The organism is Methylobacterium nigriterrae, from assembly GCF_037106235.1.
GTDB classification, from domain to species: domain Bacteria; phylum Pseudomonadota; class Alphaproteobacteria; order Rhizobiales; family Beijerinckiaceae; genus Methylobacterium; species Methylobacterium nigriterrae.
Window position 1 is genome coordinate 1 of the sequence record NZ_JBAWTG010000105.1, and the last position, 15,797, is coordinate 15,797.

General features: G+C 67.7%; 12 protein-coding genes. 3 read left to right on the plus strand and 9 right to left on the minus strand.

Annotation, left to right across the window (positions count from 1 at the left end):
• Positions 1–188 precede the first annotated feature (188 nt).
• Positions 189–533 (minus strand): winged helix-turn-helix domain-containing protein, encoded by a 345-nt coding sequence (locus WDW90_RS28530; RefSeq protein WP_336490878.1) that lies wholly within the window; start codon positions 531–533, stop codon positions 189–191.
• A 308-nt stretch (positions 534–841) separates the two neighbouring features.
• On the opposite strand from WDW90_RS28530, the gene WDW90_RS28535 reads away from it, so the two are divergent.
• A complete protein-coding gene (locus WDW90_RS28535; RefSeq protein WP_336490879.1) occupies positions 842–2,374 on the plus strand; it encodes an aldehyde dehydrogenase family protein in 1,533 nt (510 codons plus the stop codon).
• A gap of 41 nt (positions 2,375–2,415) precedes the next feature.
• Here the strand turns inward: WDW90_RS28535 and WDW90_RS28540 are convergent, their stop codons facing one another.
• Both WDW90_RS28540 and WDW90_RS28545 read right to left on the minus strand, forming a co-directional pair.
• On the minus strand, positions 2,416–2,637 hold the full coding sequence (locus tag WDW90_RS28540; RefSeq protein WP_336490880.1) for a hypothetical protein: 222 nt from the start codon (positions 2,635–2,637) through the stop codon (positions 2,416–2,418).
• 221 nt (positions 2,638–2,858) lie between these two features.
• Complete coding sequence (locus WDW90_RS28545) at positions 2,859–3,422, minus strand: hypothetical protein (RefSeq protein WP_336490881.1); 564 nt, start codon at positions 3,420–3,422, stop codon at positions 2,859–2,861.
• 537 nt (positions 3,423–3,959) lie between these two features.
• Between WDW90_RS28545 and WDW90_RS28550 the strand changes: the two genes are divergently transcribed.
• A complete protein-coding gene (locus tag WDW90_RS28550; protein ID WP_336490882.1) occupies positions 3,960–4,160 on the plus strand; it encodes a hypothetical protein in 201 nt (66 codons plus the stop codon).
• 88 nt (positions 4,161–4,248) lie between these two features.
• On the opposite strand, the gene WDW90_RS28555 is transcribed toward WDW90_RS28550, so the two are convergent.
• The 5 genes from WDW90_RS28555 to WDW90_RS28575 all read right to left on the minus strand — a co-directional run bounded on the left by WDW90_RS28555 (position 4,249) and on the right by WDW90_RS28575 (position 11,157).
• Positions 4,249–7,089 (minus strand): patatin-like phospholipase domain-containing protein, encoded by a 2,841-nt coding sequence (locus WDW90_RS28555; RefSeq protein WP_336490883.1) that lies wholly within the window; start codon positions 7,087–7,089, stop codon positions 4,249–4,251.
• A gap of 60 nt (positions 7,090–7,149) precedes the next feature.
• Positions 7,150–7,446, minus strand: a complete 297-nt coding sequence (locus WDW90_RS28560) for a hypothetical protein (protein ID WP_336490884.1) — start codon at positions 7,444–7,446, stop codon at positions 7,150–7,152.
• Positions 7,447–7,686: 240 nt separating this feature from the next.
• On the minus strand, positions 7,687–7,983 hold the full coding sequence (locus WDW90_RS28565; protein ID WP_336490885.1) for a hypothetical protein: 297 nt from the start codon (positions 7,981–7,983) through the stop codon (positions 7,687–7,689).
• Between the two features lie 320 nt (positions 7,984–8,303).
• On the minus strand, positions 8,304–9,902 hold the full coding sequence (locus WDW90_RS28570; RefSeq protein ID WP_336490886.1) for a peroxidase family protein: 1,599 nt from the start codon (positions 9,900–9,902) through the stop codon (positions 8,304–8,306).
• Positions 9,895–11,157, minus strand: coding sequence for a cytochrome P450 (locus WDW90_RS28575; protein ID WP_336490887.1), 1,263 nt, complete (start codon positions 11,155–11,157; stop codon positions 9,895–9,897). The genes WDW90_RS28570 and WDW90_RS28575 overlap by 8 nt, the downstream gene beginning before the upstream one ends.
• 473 nt (positions 11,158–11,630) lie before the next feature.
• Between WDW90_RS28575 and WDW90_RS28580 the strand changes: the two genes are divergently transcribed.
• Positions 11,631–12,770, plus strand: coding sequence for a helix-turn-helix transcriptional regulator (locus tag WDW90_RS28580; protein WP_336490888.1), 1,140 nt, complete (start codon positions 11,631–11,633; stop codon positions 12,768–12,770).
• 204 nt (positions 12,771–12,974) lie between these two features.
• Here the strand turns inward: WDW90_RS28580 and WDW90_RS28585 are convergent.
• The coding region (locus WDW90_RS28585) for a VCBS domain-containing protein (protein WP_336490889.1) at positions 12,975–15,797 on the minus strand (2,823 nt) is incomplete at its 5' end.

Sequence of the window (15,797 nt, forward strand, 5' to 3'; positions counted from 1 at the left end):
CGCGGCAGCGCTGATCACGGCATCAGCTTCGTCCTGGCCGAGGCCGAGTGCCTGCCGGAGGCCATGCTCCGGGAAGGCTTGGCGCCCGTCATGACGAGGTTCGTGAGCAGGTTGCTGTGCGAGCGCAACGCCAGTTGCCAGACCGCCGAGGCGTGAGACCCGCGGCAGCCGGTGCCGTTCGGATGCTCCTAGCGGTCGTCTGCCGAGGCCGGAGTGAGCCGCGCGAGAAAGGGAGAGGCCGCCTTGTCGGCGGCGCGCTCGATGGCTCGATAATGGGCGATCACGTCCGCTCCGAAGGCCGACAACCGTGCACCGCCACCGGCCTTGCCGCCGATCTGCGCCTCAACGACCGGCCGGCCGAACCCTTTGTTCATCGCCTCGACCAGCATCCACGCGCGGCGATAGGACATGCCGAGTGCCCGGCCGGCGGCCGAGATCGAGCCGTGCTCGGCGATCATCTCCAGGAGTTGCACCTTGCCCGGCCCGACGCGGTTCTCGGGTCCGATGTCGATCCGGATGCTCAGTCGTGCCATCGATGCGTCCTGTGGACTTGCCCGTCTTCCGCTTGTCCCAGATGCCAGGAGGTTGCCGGGAACGCCACGGCATCGTGTTGCCAGTCGCGACGGGCGGCTATATCATGACGTATATGACGCGTCGCCTTGCTCGGTTGCCGGAGCGTGGCCGCCATCGTCTCGCGCACGCGTGTGGTTTGTTCGGGTGCCGTCCCGTCTAGATAGAATTCCTCAAATATAGCTAAAGTGCATTGCTGTTCGGGGAGAACTGGCTCTAAGCTTCCTATCGCGAGCGATTTGAACTCGCGAACTGCATAGGGAGAGGCGTGATGAACGTTCGCGCAGACGTTTCCGCTCCGATGCCCGCCATTCCAGAGGAGATCCGCGAGTGGCTCTCGCAGGACCGGCTCCTCCTGATCGACGGCAAGTGGGTGCCGGCGCAATCCGGCAAGACCTTCGACGTCACCGACCCGGCCACCGGCGAAGTCATCGCCAAGGTCGCCGAGGGCGACAGGGCCGATATCGACCTCGCCGTGAAGGCCGCGCGCCGCGCCTTCGAGAGCGGGCCGTGGGCGCGGATGACGCCGTCCGCCCGCGGCCGCCTGCTCCATCGGATCGGCGACCTGATTCTCGAACACGCCGACGAGCTCGCGGCCCTGGAGGCCATCGACAACGGCAAGCCCCGGGCCGTGGCCAAGGCCGCCGACGTCACCCTGTCGGCCGACATGTTCCATTACATGTCCGGCTGGGCGACCAAGATCGAGGGCAAGACCATCCCGATCTCGGCTCTCGCCGCCCCTGGCTCCGACTTCTTCTCCGCGACGCGGCCCGAGCCGATCGGCGTGGTCGGCCAGATCATTCCTTGGAACTTCCCCCTCCTGATGGCGGCCTGGAAGCTCGCCCCGGCGCTGACCACCGGCTGCACCGTGGTCCTGAAGGTGGCCGAAGAGACCCCGCTCTCGGCGCTGCGCCTCGGCGAGCTGCTCTTGGAGGCCGGCCTGCCGGAAGGCGTCGTCAACATCATCGCCGGCTTCGGCGAGACCGCGGGCGCGGCGCTCGCCGCCCATCCCGACGTCAACAAGGTCGCCTTCACCGGCTCGACGGAGGTCGGCAAGATCATCGTGCGCGCCGCGGCCAACGACCTCAAGCGCGTCTCGCTCGAGCTCGGCGGCAAGTCGCCCAACATCATCCTGCCCGACGCAGATCTGTCGCTGGCCATTCCCGGCGCCAACGCGGCGATCTTCTTCAACCACGGCCAATGCTGCAATGCCGGCTCGCGGCTGTTCGTGCACCGCGCGATCTTCGATCAGGTGGTCGAGGGCATCGCGGCCGAGGCCGGCAAGATCCGCCTCGGCCACGGGCTGGAGATCGACACCGAGATGGGTCCGCTCGTCTCCTCCGTGCAGTACGAGCGCGTGACCGGCTACCTGGAATCCGGCCGCGCCGAGGGCGCCAGGACCGTGTCCTGCGGCAACGCGGTTCCTTCCGGCAAGGGTTACTTCGTGCCGCCGACGATCCTTACCGACACCAACCCGAGCATGAAGGTGGTGCGCGAGGAGATCTTTGGGCCGGTGCTGGTGGCCACTCCCTACGACGAGGTGGACGACGCGCTCATCGCGGAGGCGAACAACTCGGTCTACGGCCTCGCCGCCGGCGTCTGGGGCAGGGACACCGGTCGCGCCCAGCAGGTGGCGCATAGGCTGCGGGCGGGTACAGTCTGGGTGAACTGCTACCACGTCTTCGACGCGGCCTTGCCGTTCGGCGGCTACAAGCAATCGGGCTGGGGCCGGGAGATGGGCCAGGCGGTGCTCTCGAACTACCTCGAGACCAAAGCCATCACCACACGCCTCGGCAGCCTCTGAGACCGGCCTGGCTCCGCTGAGGAGCCGGACCGCTCCCGGCCTCAATAGCCGGGCAGGCGATCGAGGCGGTCGATGACGAAGGTCACTCCGACCGCACCGGCCGGACGAACCACGAGCGCGTCGGCTCCCGCCAAGCCGGACATCATCGCGTTGTCCTGCACGGGCAGAAGGGCAAAGGTCGGCTCTCCATCCGGGAGCCGACCGAGGCGGACACGCAGGAAGGCGGTCCGCGGCCCGACCTCAGGCAGGGAAGCGGTGGGCACCGCCCGCTCGCTCAAGCATGCCGGTCGTCCGGCGCCGACGGACGGCCCGTCCTCGGGACGTGATCGCAGCCTTTTGAACGCCTCCGTGCAGGGCTATGCCAGGATGTATATAGCGTCGCGGGAGGGTGAGCTTCGCCGCGCAATCCTTGCGCGGGGCCGCGCGCAAGGATTGCGGCCCCGTCTCGATCGCCGAGCCGCTGCGTGCAGTCAGCTGCCGGCGTTCAATGGAGAGGCAGCGGATCGACGCGGAGAGAGTCGATGCCGTCGTCCTGGCGGAGGGTGGTCGACTGCACCGAGACCAGGCTTCGTTGGGCGAGGTTGTCCAGCCCTTCCGCGATCTTCGTCTCAGGGATGTTGGTGAGCTGCGAGACGACCGACGGCCGCAACGTGACGCTCAGGTCCCGGCCGCCGGACAGCGTGCAGAGGACGAGGTAGATCTTCAGCGCGTTGAGATCGTGGACCTCTGTGCAGGACAGGTCTTGCAGTTTCTCGACCGGCTTCCGCTCCTGCGGCTGCACGCGATGGCGGCAAGGGATGAACGCCTGCGGCTCGAACCGATCGCCGCTGCCCAGGAAGTAGCGGGTTCGGCGACCTTGCCCCTCGTGCGCCACGGTGACGAGGCCATGCCCGCACAGGAACGTCTTGCCCGCGCGGATCTGGACGGTGGACAGGCCGGCAAGGTGATTGAGATCCTCGTAGGAGAGCAGCGCCGTCATGCGCTGCCCGGCCAGAATCCCGGCTTCCTGCTCTTCGGCCATCAGAGCGACCATCAGCAGGATCTTCAACGCGGCCGCGGACCGCCCGCGATACGCCACCTCGTTCCGAAACAGGCGCAGCCCGCCGTTGAGGATCCATTGGCATGGCAAGCGCGCCCATGTCCGCTCCTCGCTTTTGGCCGGCCGGACCAGCTCAGGTCGCAGAGATCCCCGGCCGGGAACCCAGGCGAGATCCCGGAGAGAAACTGTTCCGGGCGACGATATCGAATGGGACATTTGCACGCGACCACGGTGCGCAGGAACAAGCGCTACGGCTTCTGGCTAACACCGACGTTACGAGCGCCTCAATAGGCATCGAGCTGCCACTTCGGCGACGCCGACGCGGATCTGGGGCTCCGCGGGACGCCCTGTCCGATGCGGGTCCGAGGCGCCGATCCACAAAACTGAGGAGGCTCGGGAGCCTGTGGAGGCGTATCCCCGGGGAGGATGGTCCCCTCGCCCAATCCGGTGGCGCTCTCAATGCTCAGTAATTGCGACTGCGGAACGCGCGCGACGAGATCGACGAGGAGGGGAGCTGGCGTCCGCTTCCAGAGCGGGAGACAGGCCGTGAAGCATTCCTCCCCAAGTGCCGGCCCCGTGCGCTTGCCAATCTTCTTCCGGCTGTGGTTCGCTTTCGTGCTGGTGCTAAGCCTCTGCGTCTGGGGCGCAGCCGCCTACGTGATTTTCACGATGGGCTCACATCTCGATGGCCTCGAGCGGATGCCGGGTGCCCCTGCAAGCGACCACGGCAAGGGCCGAGCCCGCTGAGCTGTCACGCCGAGCCGGGAGCCGCGCGCCGCGCGGCCGGCCGACCAGGACAGCGCCGCGGCCAGGCAGGGCCGGCCCGAGCCCATCGTCATGTTTGGGCCGAGCCTCGGTTGAGCTGCCGATCCAGATGCGATGCCCAGTCGGAAACGCTGGCCAATTGCGAGCCGAACATGCTGTCGATCTGAAAGAAGCCCAGCGCGCGATAGCTCTCGAACTGACTCTCGGAGAACCACTGGTTGGCGGTGCTTTCGTGCGGGAATGAAGCGTTCTTCGCGCCGTAGGCCCTGACCTCCACGGGGATGTCGCGCAGGTAGCTCGGCTTGATGTAGATGAGCGAGGCCGCGTCGCGGGCGCCCGGATAGTGAATGGTGCCGCGGGCGTAACCCGCGGCCTCCGTCTGGCGCGTCTCTGCCTCGATGGCGGAGCGGGACAGGATGCGCATCTCGCCCATCTCGATCTTTGCGAGCCCATCGATCTCGGCCTTCCGGATCGCGTTCCCGAGATCGAAGAATGTGCAGGTCTCGTCTTGCCCCGCATCGATCACGACAATGCGCGCGCAGCGGCGACGCAGCATCTCGTAGAGGCCGAGATTGTCGAAATGCCCGCCGTCGGACAGGTATACCGCCTGGCGCGTGTCCGTGGTGCGTCCACCGAGCTCGCTGAGGAGCGCGACGACCGAGTTCCGGGGCGTGGCGAGCTTCAGATCATCCCTGAGAGCCACGGCCGGATTGGGAAGCCACGCTCCCAGCCGAACGTTGAACATCGTCATCAGGAAGGCGATCGTCGGCGAGGAATGGTAGCCCCAGTTCGGGCTCATCGCCGCCCCGGAGATCGTCAGCATCCCGCCCAGGAGCGGTCCTCGCGACAGGTTGCGCCGGTCGCCCCGCGTCTCCATCCCGGCATAATCGGACGTGCGCGCGTACGACCCGCGCGGGCCCGGCGGCTGGCCGTCCGTCCGGGGCTGGTCTTCGCGGTCGAGGGCGGCCGAGCCGCAGGCGAAGGGCGTTGCCGTGAACGGCGCCGCCTTGCGCTCGGCCCAGTCGGCCCGACGGACGTTCGTGAGGTTGAGAGTCATGTTGATGACAGGCAGGAGCCGCCGCTCGGCCGTGGTCAGATCCTTCACCGGCGGGCTGTCGGCCTCGTCGAAATCGGTGAAGGGGTCCCCGTCACGAGACTTCCGGGCGGAACCGAGGAAGCCGCGGCTCAGGCGGTTGCGGTAGATCCCGTGCATGGAGAAGCGATTCACGTTGACCGACCCAAAGATGTAGACCGCCGTCGACAGGACGGCGGCGATGAGAAGCTGGAGCGGAAGCGGCGCCCACTCGTAGAGGAGGCGTGAGCGGCAGCTCGCCTTGAAGGCCTCAAGCGACCTCTCGAGCTTCAGGACATCGCAGCCGCCGAGTGCGATCTGAGCGGAACTCAGCACCCATCTCAGGCACCAGGCGAGCAGCGCGAACAGAACGATCGCGAAAACCACCGCCATGATGTTGAGCGCGAGGAGCAGCGCGTCGTCGGATGGCTTGCGCGCGGCCATCGCCTGCACGCGCGAGAAGACCTGCTTGCCGAGATAGGCTGCGGCCGGACCGGACAGCACTGCGACGAGAGAGGCCGCCCAGGTCGGCCACCGGCTGCGATCCGACGTCGTCAGCAGGGTCGGCAATGTCTCGGACAGCGTCAGGCAACACAGGCAGAGCGCCGTCCAGCAGAAGGCAAGCAGCAGGATCTGCCCGTCGGCCCGCGCGACCCACTCGCGATCGAGATCCGCGAGCGGCGCGCTCCGCCGAAGCCCGATGAAGACGACGCTCTGCAGCAGATGAACGACGACGAGGCAGATCGGGGCGAACACGGTCAGGATCTGCGAAACCGGGGTCTCGCCCGGGCCCTGCCCGGTCGGGTCGCCGCTGGTCAAGAACGCGACCGCGAACCGCACACCTGCATAGATCAGGATCGTCGAAACGGCGCTGGCGGCGAGCCAAGGCCGGCTGTTCTGTCGGTAGAGGGTCAGGCCCGGGTCGGAGCCGCGCGCCTGCCACGCCATGGCTCCCCAGTACGCGATCATCTGCACGGCGAAGTACATGAGCGCCAGCAGCAGCGACAGCTCCGCGCCGGCGCTCGCGAGAGGGGGCTCGACGAGGGCCCGCAACGTTCCGGGAACGCACAGGGCCCAGGCGGAGGTCGGGAGGATGATGCAGGCGAAGATCCGGCCGGGCGTCACGTACTCGGTGCCGTCGCCGGATGCCGGCCTGTGGCTCGGCACCATGATGCAGGCACTGAACGTGCCCACGAGGAGGGCGGCGCTGCCGAGCGCCAGCGGCGACCACCACCAGAGCGTGGTTCCGACGATTTCCAGCAAGGTCCGATAAAAGACCAGCACCAGCGGCAGGAAGAGCAGGCTCGGCAGGAGGACGAGCCAGATCAGGATCAAGTTGCGCAGGTAGAGAACGACGGCGGCCCAGGTGTCCTTCGAGAGCGGGCCCGTCTCGGGCGTCAGGTAATTCGTGTACCCGCGAAGCTTGCTCAGGGCGTCGCAGCCTGGTCTCGCGAGCTCTGCCTCGGCTTGCGCGACGCCGCCGCATTCCTTGATGAAGACCTGCAGCCAGCCGCCCGCAAAGCCGCCGCCCGACACCGTCGAGAGGAAATGGAACTGCGTGAACATCCCCCGGCCCGCGAGCGCCTGCAGAGCCCCGAGGCAGAACGTCGTGCTTCGGATGCCGCCGCCCGACAGGCACAGGGCTGCCAGCCGGGCGGCGTCCGCTCGCTCCGCGAGCGAGAGCGCGTCACCCGGCTTGCGGCTGCCGCAGAAATAGTCGAGCTCCTCGTGCAGCACGTCCGCGGTCGTTCGGAGCCAGGGCTCCGGTGCCGCGCCGGGCGCTGCCGCGTCGGGCGGACCGGGTGCAACCTCCTCACTCGCGCAGCGTCCCGTCCGCATCGTCAGATCCTCTGCCGACGAACCTGCATGCGGGAACGGGGGCCGAATTCCAAGCAAAGGTCAGCTTTCGTCCTGAGGCGGACATCGGCCGTGCCGGTCCGGCGGCTTCGCTGACCGATCGGAGGATCGCGCGCGTGCCACGATGTCCATCGGCACGATGTTGGTCGCCGCAGCAGCCTGGGCGAACCGACCCTGCCCGGCGGCGGTCCCGCGCTCGTCAACACGGCGCGGGATCCGCAGCAGGGTTTCCCGGATGTGCGTGCGAAGGAGGCTCATCCTGCGCTCCGCGTCGAACGCAGCCGCGTCCCGGGCGATCACGGGGTTCAGGTTCGCTGTCTCGAAGATCGGACCGCACACGATACAGTCTCCTGAGCATGGAGGGCACGAAGCGTTCGAGCCGTCTCGGAGTAAGAGGATCTTGTCCTGCCGCGCCCCCAGAATTCGGAACCCGGCACGATTCTGCCGGCATAGGACGGTACCGGCAGCCCATGACGCCGTGTCGGTGTGTCAGGCCGCTTGCCCGGGGCCGCCGGCGGGAGAGATGGCCCGACGAGATGGCCGTTTGACGGGTACAGGAATGCGTCTGCGCCGAACTCATCAGTTTTGATGATGCCGGATCGGCAAGGAATCGTAGGCTCCCAACATCATCGGCAGCCATCGAGCACGGGCCGAGCCGTGCGAATCGGCTTCAGGAACGGCATGTCCCGCCAGGACCCTCATCCGCGCGATCTCGCCGAGACGGATCTGTGCCTCGAAGAGATCAGGCATCTGCTCCAGGGGGCGGAGAATCGCATCGCTGAGCTCGAGCGAGACGGTCTTTGCGAGGGTCAGCGTCTCATGGCCGAACGCGTGCTGGCGGCGATGAGGCGGATCGCTCTGCTGAATCTGGACCATCGCGCAGATCTGGCCACCGAGCCTGCGACGGCTCCGGCGCCGCCCTGTCCTCACGGGGCAGGCGACGACACCGGACCGTTCTCTCCGCCGGCCGCCGGCCGGGCCGCGACAGGTCCGGCACGCGCCGTCCCTCGCTTCGGCGGCACGATCGCCCGCAAGCTCATCGACGGAGCCCGTCGATGCGGCCTATCCCATCTTCCGGCCCGCGCGATGGGCCTGATGCGGCACGCCTTGCCGGGAGAGGCCGGCCGCTCGGCTGGAGATCATGGCCGTAGATCATGGCTGAGTGCGGCGGGCCGGGAGCCGTCGCTCTCGGATCTTCAGTGAAGCGTAGCCAGGTCGCCGCGCGACATCGAGACTTTCTGCTCGGCGGACAATCGCGGAACGTTGCGCTCGACGAGATCGTGCAACCTCGATGTCGCCGCGATGCTTCGCATGCCAGCTTCCGAGAACGTGCCGGCATGAAAGACGTGCGGCGCGAGGAGCGGATTCGTGAGGGCGTGCGAGAAGGCATCCGCGGCGACCATCCGCCCGAGAAGCGGAGGCACCGCAGAGTTCGGCGGGTGGTCCTCCGCCAGCAGGCCGACATAGAATTCGAGCTGGTCGACATCGCCGTAGACGCGCCGCAGGTTGTCCACGACGGCGGGATCGCTGCTGATCTGCTCGAAGCTGGTGAGCTTCGGGTAGCGCATCAGCGCTCGATACGCGTTGTAGGCCGAAAGCTTGTTCGATCGTCCCTGCAGCAGCGTGGCGCGCTCGACCGGGATCAGATCCGCCGAGGTGTTGAACAATCCGAGTGACCAGGCCGGTGACCGGCTGGCGCTGTCGAACGCGGCCGCGAGCCCTCGGGCGCGCAGACGTCCGTGATCGAAGCGGGCCTCGGCCATCGGGACGCGCGCGCCATCCCAGATCGTCACGTCCGGCACGAGGCTGTGCCACCGGTAGAGAACGTTGAACTCGACCGGGATCCAATTCTCGCGGTTCCAGACAGCCTTGTAGCAGGGGCTTGCATCCGCCAGCAGCTTGAACCAGTACGGAGAGATGTGGTTGATGTAATCCTCGATCACGATCTTGATAAGCTGTACGATGTTGATGTTTCGCGCTGTCTGGAACACGCGCTCGTCGTCCCAATCCGGATGGTCCGCTTCGAGGGCCGCGCAAAGACGGTTGTGCTCGCGCAGGAAGAGCGTGTTGATCGCCGCGGTGTAGAGGGTCGCGTTCGCACGCTCGCCGCCGAAGGCGAAGAGGGACGCCTTCTTCGCGAAGGGCCAGTCTTCGGGCAGGCGCACCGGATCCGGCAGCGCCGCGAATTCCGGGCGCTTCCGACCGTCCGCATCAAACAGATTCGGCGCCCATTCCTCGTCCTGCTCCACGACCGAACGAAGGCGCCCCTTCAAGCCAGGACTGTTCTCGGCGAGCCGCAGAGCATCCGTCGCGCACGGCGTCAGGCCGTAAACTTGGCTGAGATCGATCTGGTGGTTCGTCCGCGTGCGCCGGCGGTCCTCGTTCGTCATCAGGAAGCCGTCGGTGAACCACTGAGCGAAGGCAGGAAACAGCAGCGTGGAATGTGACGACACGCGCGGTCCTTCGGAGCGGGAGGCGAACAGGGTGAGGACGTCGTCGATCGAGGGCGATCGTAGACGGTCCTCCGGCGGCAGGTACCGCGAGAACCATGTCCGGTCGGTCAGCGAGGGCCAGGAGGTGAAGCTTGCCATCGTGCTGAGCGCGAGGGGCCGCGTCGGCGCCTTGAGAACCGCGTTGTTCACGATCAGGCGGTTGATCGTCCGGGCGACCGAGGGATGATCGTTGATCCAATTCCAGATCGGCCGGAAATTACCGAGCACGAAGGTCTCGATCCTGTTGCGGAAGCCGTCCCGGCTCGTATCGCGCCGTGACGGGCCGGCGCTCGTGTCAGGCATGCGCTTCCGCTCCGTCGCAGGCGAGGACGCAACGCTCCGGGAACGGGCCGCCGCCATGATCGATCCGGCTTCCGCCGTCCGGGAGGAGCCCGATGCCGGGCATCAGCAGGATCTGCCGGATCGTCTCGGGCACGATGGCGCCGGCCACGAAGCGGCCGAGGCATTCATGCAGGCCGAGGCCCATGTGAAGGTAGGCGTCCCTCGGACGCTCGCGGAACGCGTCCGGCTCCGGGAACAGACTTGGATCGAACATGGCGGATCCAATCGCCGCCGCGATGGCGCGTCCCGGACGGATGGCGATTTCGTGCTCGCTGCCCGGGGCCAGGACCGCTGCTTCGGCCGCGACCCGGACGACGAAGCTCGTCTCCGGGTTGAAGCGCAGCGCCTCCCAGACGATCGCGTCGAGGGGCGCCGTGTCGCTCTCGCGTGCGGCGGCGATGGCCCGGGCGGCGATGTCCGGCCGCAGCAGGATCTGCTCCGTCGCGTTCACGATCGCCTGGGATGTCGTTTCCACGGCTCCGACCAGCAGGCCGCAGAGATTGCTGACGATGGCCTCGGTGTCGAGCCCCGACAGGCCGGCCGCGCTCATCCGCAGGAGGCGAGCGCAGACGTCGTCCTCCGTGATCGCCGACCAGGGACGGCGCTGCTCAAGATGGTCCCGAAGCCACGCCCGCATGGCGGTGCCGGCTTCCACATTCGCCGCCAACACGGCCGGGTCACCGGCGAGGTTGTAGAACATGTCCGCCTGGGTCGCTCTCGACCAGGCGAGCATCGTCGGCTCGTCAGGGCCCGGAAAGCCGAAATACGAACGGACGATCTGAAGCGGCACGGTCCGCGACACGGCTTGCGCGATGTCGATCGAATTCCCTCGCCGACCGGCGGCGAGCCGTTCCGCAGCGACCTGCCCGGCGCGCGCGCGGACCCCCGGCACGTCGCTCCAGCGCAGCAGCGAGCGCATTACCGACTTGTCGCGCCAGTTCTGCTCGCAATTGTCGCGAGCGAGCATGAAGGGTCCGACCGATGGGTCCATGTGCGGCCGGTAGCCGACCTGAAACGTCCCGGGCCGGCTGAGGATGTCGGCGACGTCGGCCCAGCGCGACACGACCACGAACGGTGGAAGATCGAGAACGGGCCTGCGCTGGCGCAACTCGGCGAACAGACCCCGCCAATCACGTTCGAGCGCGCTGAAGAAAAGTTTTGTCCGTCCTGCACCATCTTCGGCGGGAAGATTGTCGAGGCTGTCGACGAAAGACATTGCTCACCTCTCTCAGGAAAGGCAGGCGACTCGCAAATCAAGTCTCGCCGACCAAGTGATAGCGTGAAGATGTGACGTCGAGAAGCCACGTTGCTGTATTTGTTCGACGGCCGCGTCCACCTGAGACATGCCGGACGGCATCGGAGCCACCATCCTGCCGGCATTCGATCGATGGTGATCCGTGCGCGCGAACCCGCGCTACCGCCTTGTCCGGTCGCGACGCCTTGCAGGATTCGACGGCCCGAACAGTTCGGTCAAGAAACGTACGGTTTCTCCCGACCGAGAAGCAGAAAGAGCTAGATTCATCACAGATCAGATGGTGCCGTCGCCTCCTCAATTTTGAGGATGTGCACGGATCCCCGGGCCTGAAGGTGCAATCTTGTCTCTGTGTCGCCGCGGACCGAGTCGCTGCAAGCCGCCTCTAGGCAGGCCAGCCACGATGGGGATGTGCGGGCGCCTCGCGAAGGAGACGAATGATGAGCGATCTCGAGAGCTACTCGCATCTCCTCGGAGCCGTCTACGAATCCGCCATCGACCCCGAGCAGTGGCCGGGGCTGCTCGATCAGGTGACCCGGTTCGTCGGTGGCCGCGTCGGCCAGCTCTCGGTGTTCAGTCTTGAGCGCGACTTCAAGCCGACCTGGGCTGTGTCGGGCATGGAGCGCGATCGCTACAAGACCTACTTCTATCGGCATGCCACCGAGGATCCTCGGCTGCCCTACATCCTCGGCAGCGTCGGCCGCATCGTGTGTCCGGAACGCGGGGTGAACCTCGAACAGTTTCGCAGCACGCCGCTGTACCGCGACGTCATCTCTCCGCTGGATATCGAGCATAGCATCGGCTCCTGCTTTGCCAAGGAAGGTGACGTCAAGGCTATCCTCGCGATGATGCGCGGACGCCTGGAGGGGCCTTTCGAGGCGCAGGAGCTCTCGCGCCTCGGACTGATCATGCCTCATCTGCGCCGCGCCTTCGAATTCTACGCACTCTTGGAACAGGCGAAGGCGAAAGCCAGCGAGATCGGCGCCATGCTCGACATCGTCGATGCCGGCATCTTCCTTGCGGACAGCGAGCTACGCGTGGCGCACGCCAACAAGCTGGGTGAGGCTCTGGTGCGAAGCCAGGACGGAATTGTCCTGCGAGCGGGCCGCCTTGCATGCCGCGACACGCGGGCGACGAAGCGGCTCTCGACGCTGGCCTGCAACGCGGTCGCGGCGGCACAGGGACGGGCGGGCCTCGCGGATGCCGAGCATCTCGAAGTGCCGCGCGAGAACGATGCCGTTCCCTACGGCGTCTCCGTCCATCCCTTGCCTCGATCGCAGGCGCCTCGGAACATGGCTTTCAAGGCGGAACTCGCGATCGTCGTTCGGGAGGTTGGGCGATCGCCCTCGAACGCGGCGCGACGCCTGCGGACGGCCTTCAACCTGACCCCGGCGGAGGCGGCGCTCGGGCGCGATCTCGCCGAAGGCATCGGGCTCGATTGCCATGCCCGCCAACGGGAAATCGCGATCTCGACCGTGCGAACGCATCTTCGCTCCATCTACGCCAAGACGGAGACGAAACGCTTGCCGCAACTCGTCGCGGTGCTGCGCGGAAGCCTCGACGTCACGCTGACCTGACGGGCCGGATGACCTGACGGGCCGGATGGCATGGGCCAGCCCTGCCGGAATCGAGGCCGCGCTGGGACTGAGCAGCCTGTGCGCGTCACGTCCCCCTCCGGCTGCGACGCCCGTCTCGACCGGCCGCACCGCGGCACGAGACGCCGGCGTGAAGACCTTCCCGGATGAGCGTTTTGTGGAAAATGGCTTCGGTCTGAATCGAAGCTAGTGACACGGATAGATCAATTCGCCTGTCCGCATGAGCAGAAGAGTATGAACGGGCGAGGAATCTGTCATCATAAGATGCTCCGCAGCCCGGCATGGATCTGCGACGCCAAATGGGTCGACCTCGCTGCTCGGTTGCGTCCCAGTATCGAAATGCGCCGGCATCGCGCCGTGTCCGGCACTGATGGACGGGTCGTATCCCTGCATGGCATTCCCGGTCGGCCGAAGGCCTGCGGGATCACCCGGAAAGGCGAGGCCGATCGCGTCCTGCGTCGCGTCGAGCTCGGCAATGTCATGGACAGGTCCGGATTGGCGCGGCGCGGCGGCGAACACGAAGACGTCGTGGCCGGCGCTCCCCGGCATGGCCGCGCCAGGGCCGCTCGAGGCGATCGGGATGTCGTCTGCGCCACAGACGGCAGCATTGGTGCGCGTGGGCTGGGGCAGGCTGCACGCCTCATAAGCGACGCTCCCCTGCCCAACGCCCGGCGAGTCCTCGATAGCAGGCGCGTGGCCGCCAGGGCCGGTCACCGGCCCGTTCCCGCGGGCATCCGCCACGCCGCCGACGTGGAGCGCGGTCGGATCGCCCGCAGCGTTGAGCAGCCCATCCCCGGGCAGTGCGAAGGAGCCGCTCGCATTCGCGGCGTGGACCACGTGATCCGCCTTCGCGACCTCCGCCCGGTGGAGGGTGGGGCCGCCGCTCACAGCGTGGCAGGCCTCCCCGCCGAGCGTCAGATCGGCCTGCGTCGGCGCGCTGGCCGCGCCCGGCGCTGCCGCGACCGGGATCGGCCAAGATGGGGCATCGTTCGTGCCGGTGAGCGTGAAGGCGACGGGCCGGGTCGAGGCGGCGCCGTGATTGTCCGTGACCGTGACGTCGTAAGTCACCGTCAGCGTCTCGCACGCCGCCAGGAAGTCGAAAGCCTGATCGGGGGCAGAAAAGGCGAGGTCGACCGATCCGGAACCCGTATGGGTTGCATCCGATAGCGTGACGCTCAGGGCATGGTCGAGGGCGTCGGTCAGAGCCTTCGCATCGGTCGCAGTCAGGCACGTCAGCGACCCTGCCGACCAGGTCGCGCGCGGCGCTCCCAGGCGGACCGTGTGCGTGTCCGAGAGATCGGCGTCTGTGAAGGGCAGCGTCGCGCTCGCCACGTCGATTGCGGTGCAGCCGGTTGTGCCGGCGACCTGCGTCACGGCACGGCTCGCCGCGGTGTCGGGCGCCAATACCGGCGCGTCGTTCGTGCCGGTGAGCGTGAAGGCGACGGGCCGGGTCGAGGCGGCGCCGTGATTGTCCGTGACCGTGACGTCGTAGGTCGCCGTCAGCGTCTCACCCGCGGCCAGGAAGGCGGCCGGCGTGTCGGCAAGCGCGAAGGCGGCCGTCACCGAGCCGGCGCCGGTGCCGGTCGAGTTGGTCGCGGTCAGCGTCAGGGCGCTCACCAGGGCCGAGGCCGTACCCACGGGAAGAGCGGCGCCGGCCGACCACGCTGCCGACGTCAGCGAGCCCGAAACCGTATGCGTGTCGTTGAGATCCACATCGGCGAAGCTGAGCGTTGCGGCCGCTCTCGTGCCGCTGCCGGCCGTCAGGCCCGCGATCTCGATCGGGACATGGCTCGCCGCCGGATCGGGCGCCAGTATCGGCGCGTCGTTCGTGCCGGTGAGCGTGAAGGTGACGGGCCGGGTCGAGGCGACGCCGTGATTGTCCGTGACCGTGACGTCGTAGGTCGCCGTCAGCGTCTCACCCTCGGCCAGGAAGGCGGCCAGCCTGTCGGCAAGCGCGAAGGCGGCCGTCACCGAGCCGGTGCCGGTGCCGGTGCCAGTCGAGTCGGTCGCCGTCAGCGTCAGGGCGCTCAGCAGGGCAGAGGCCGTGTCGGTCGGAACTGCCGGGCCGCCTGACCAGGTCACGCTCGGCCCCGCATAAGTCACGCTGTGCGTATCGTTGAGATCCACATCGGTGAAGCTGAGCGTCGCGGCAGCGGCTTTGGTACCGTTGCCGGATGCCACACCGGCGATCCCGGCCGGAGCGTGGTTGGCTGCCGTGTCGGCCGCCAGGACCGGCGCGTCGTTCACGCCGGTGATATCGACCGTCAGCGTCGCCGTGGCGACGGTGCCCGCGTCATCCTGCACCTGAAAGCTGAAGGCGTCGGTTCCGTGCTGGCCCTCGGCGAGCGCCGACGCCTGGTCGGCGCGGTAAAGATAGGTGCCATCCTGATAGAGGACGAGTGTGCCGTAATGCCCCGCGAGCACGATCCTTCCGTCGGTGAGCGCGACTGCGTCGGCAGCGGCATCGGATCCCGCGTGGGCGGCCACGATGCGCAGGCCCGACGCGCTCGCGCCAGCCGACGGGGGGAGCACACCTTCGCCCGCATTCGTGGCAGCCAGCGCGGTGTCCTGCAGGACGGCAACGTTCTGCGACGCGAGGACGAGATGCGGCGTTTCCTCTCCGGAGCCCCGCGGGCGGTCGGGATTTTCGCCGGCATGCGGGATCACGCCGTCGTGCCGGTCCGTGTCGCCCCGATCGGGGGCCCCGTCGCGGGGTGTCACATCGCGCGATCCCGGCGGGGCGCCGCCCGGCCGCAATCCTTCCTGAGGGCCGCCCTCGGGATGCAGGATGTTGGGTGCGGTGCCCGATCCGGCGCCGCCGGCGGCGGGGCCCTGGGGCACGGGCAGGCGCGGCACGTCGGCCAGGGTCTTGAAGATCGCCTGGACGAGGCCCGCCTCGGTCTGGATGTTGAAGGGCGTCTTGGCGACCTGCTCGACCGTCACCTGCTGCGGCCCGCTCGGCCGCACCAGGAAGGCCTGGCCCGGATCCGAGACCGTGAACAGCAGGCG

Coding starts and splice junctions, on each gene's coding strand:
- WDW90_RS28535 (WP_336490879.1), top strand. CDS start 842: ATGAACGTTCGCGCAGACGTTTCCGCTCCGATGCCCGCCATTCCAGAG.
- WDW90_RS28555 (WP_336490883.1), bottom strand. CDS start 7,089: ATGCGGACGGGACGCTGCGCGAGTGAGGAGGTTGCACCCGGTCCGCCC.
- WDW90_RS28570 (WP_336490886.1), bottom strand. CDS start 9,902: ATGCCTGACACGAGCGCCGGCCCGTCACGGCGCGATACGAGCCGGGAC.
- WDW90_RS28530 (WP_336490878.1), bottom strand. CDS start 533: ATGGCACGACTGAGCATCCGGATCGACATCGGACCCGAGAACCGCGTC.
- WDW90_RS28565 (WP_336490885.1), bottom strand. CDS start 7,983: ATGGTCCAGATTCAGCAGAGCGATCCGCCTCATCGCCGCCAGCACGCG.
- WDW90_RS28580 (WP_336490888.1), top strand. CDS start 11,631: ATGATGAGCGATCTCGAGAGCTACTCGCATCTCCTCGGAGCCGTCTAC.
- WDW90_RS28575 (WP_336490887.1), bottom strand. CDS start 11,157: ATGTCTTTCGTCGACAGCCTCGACAATCTTCCCGCCGAAGATGGTGCA.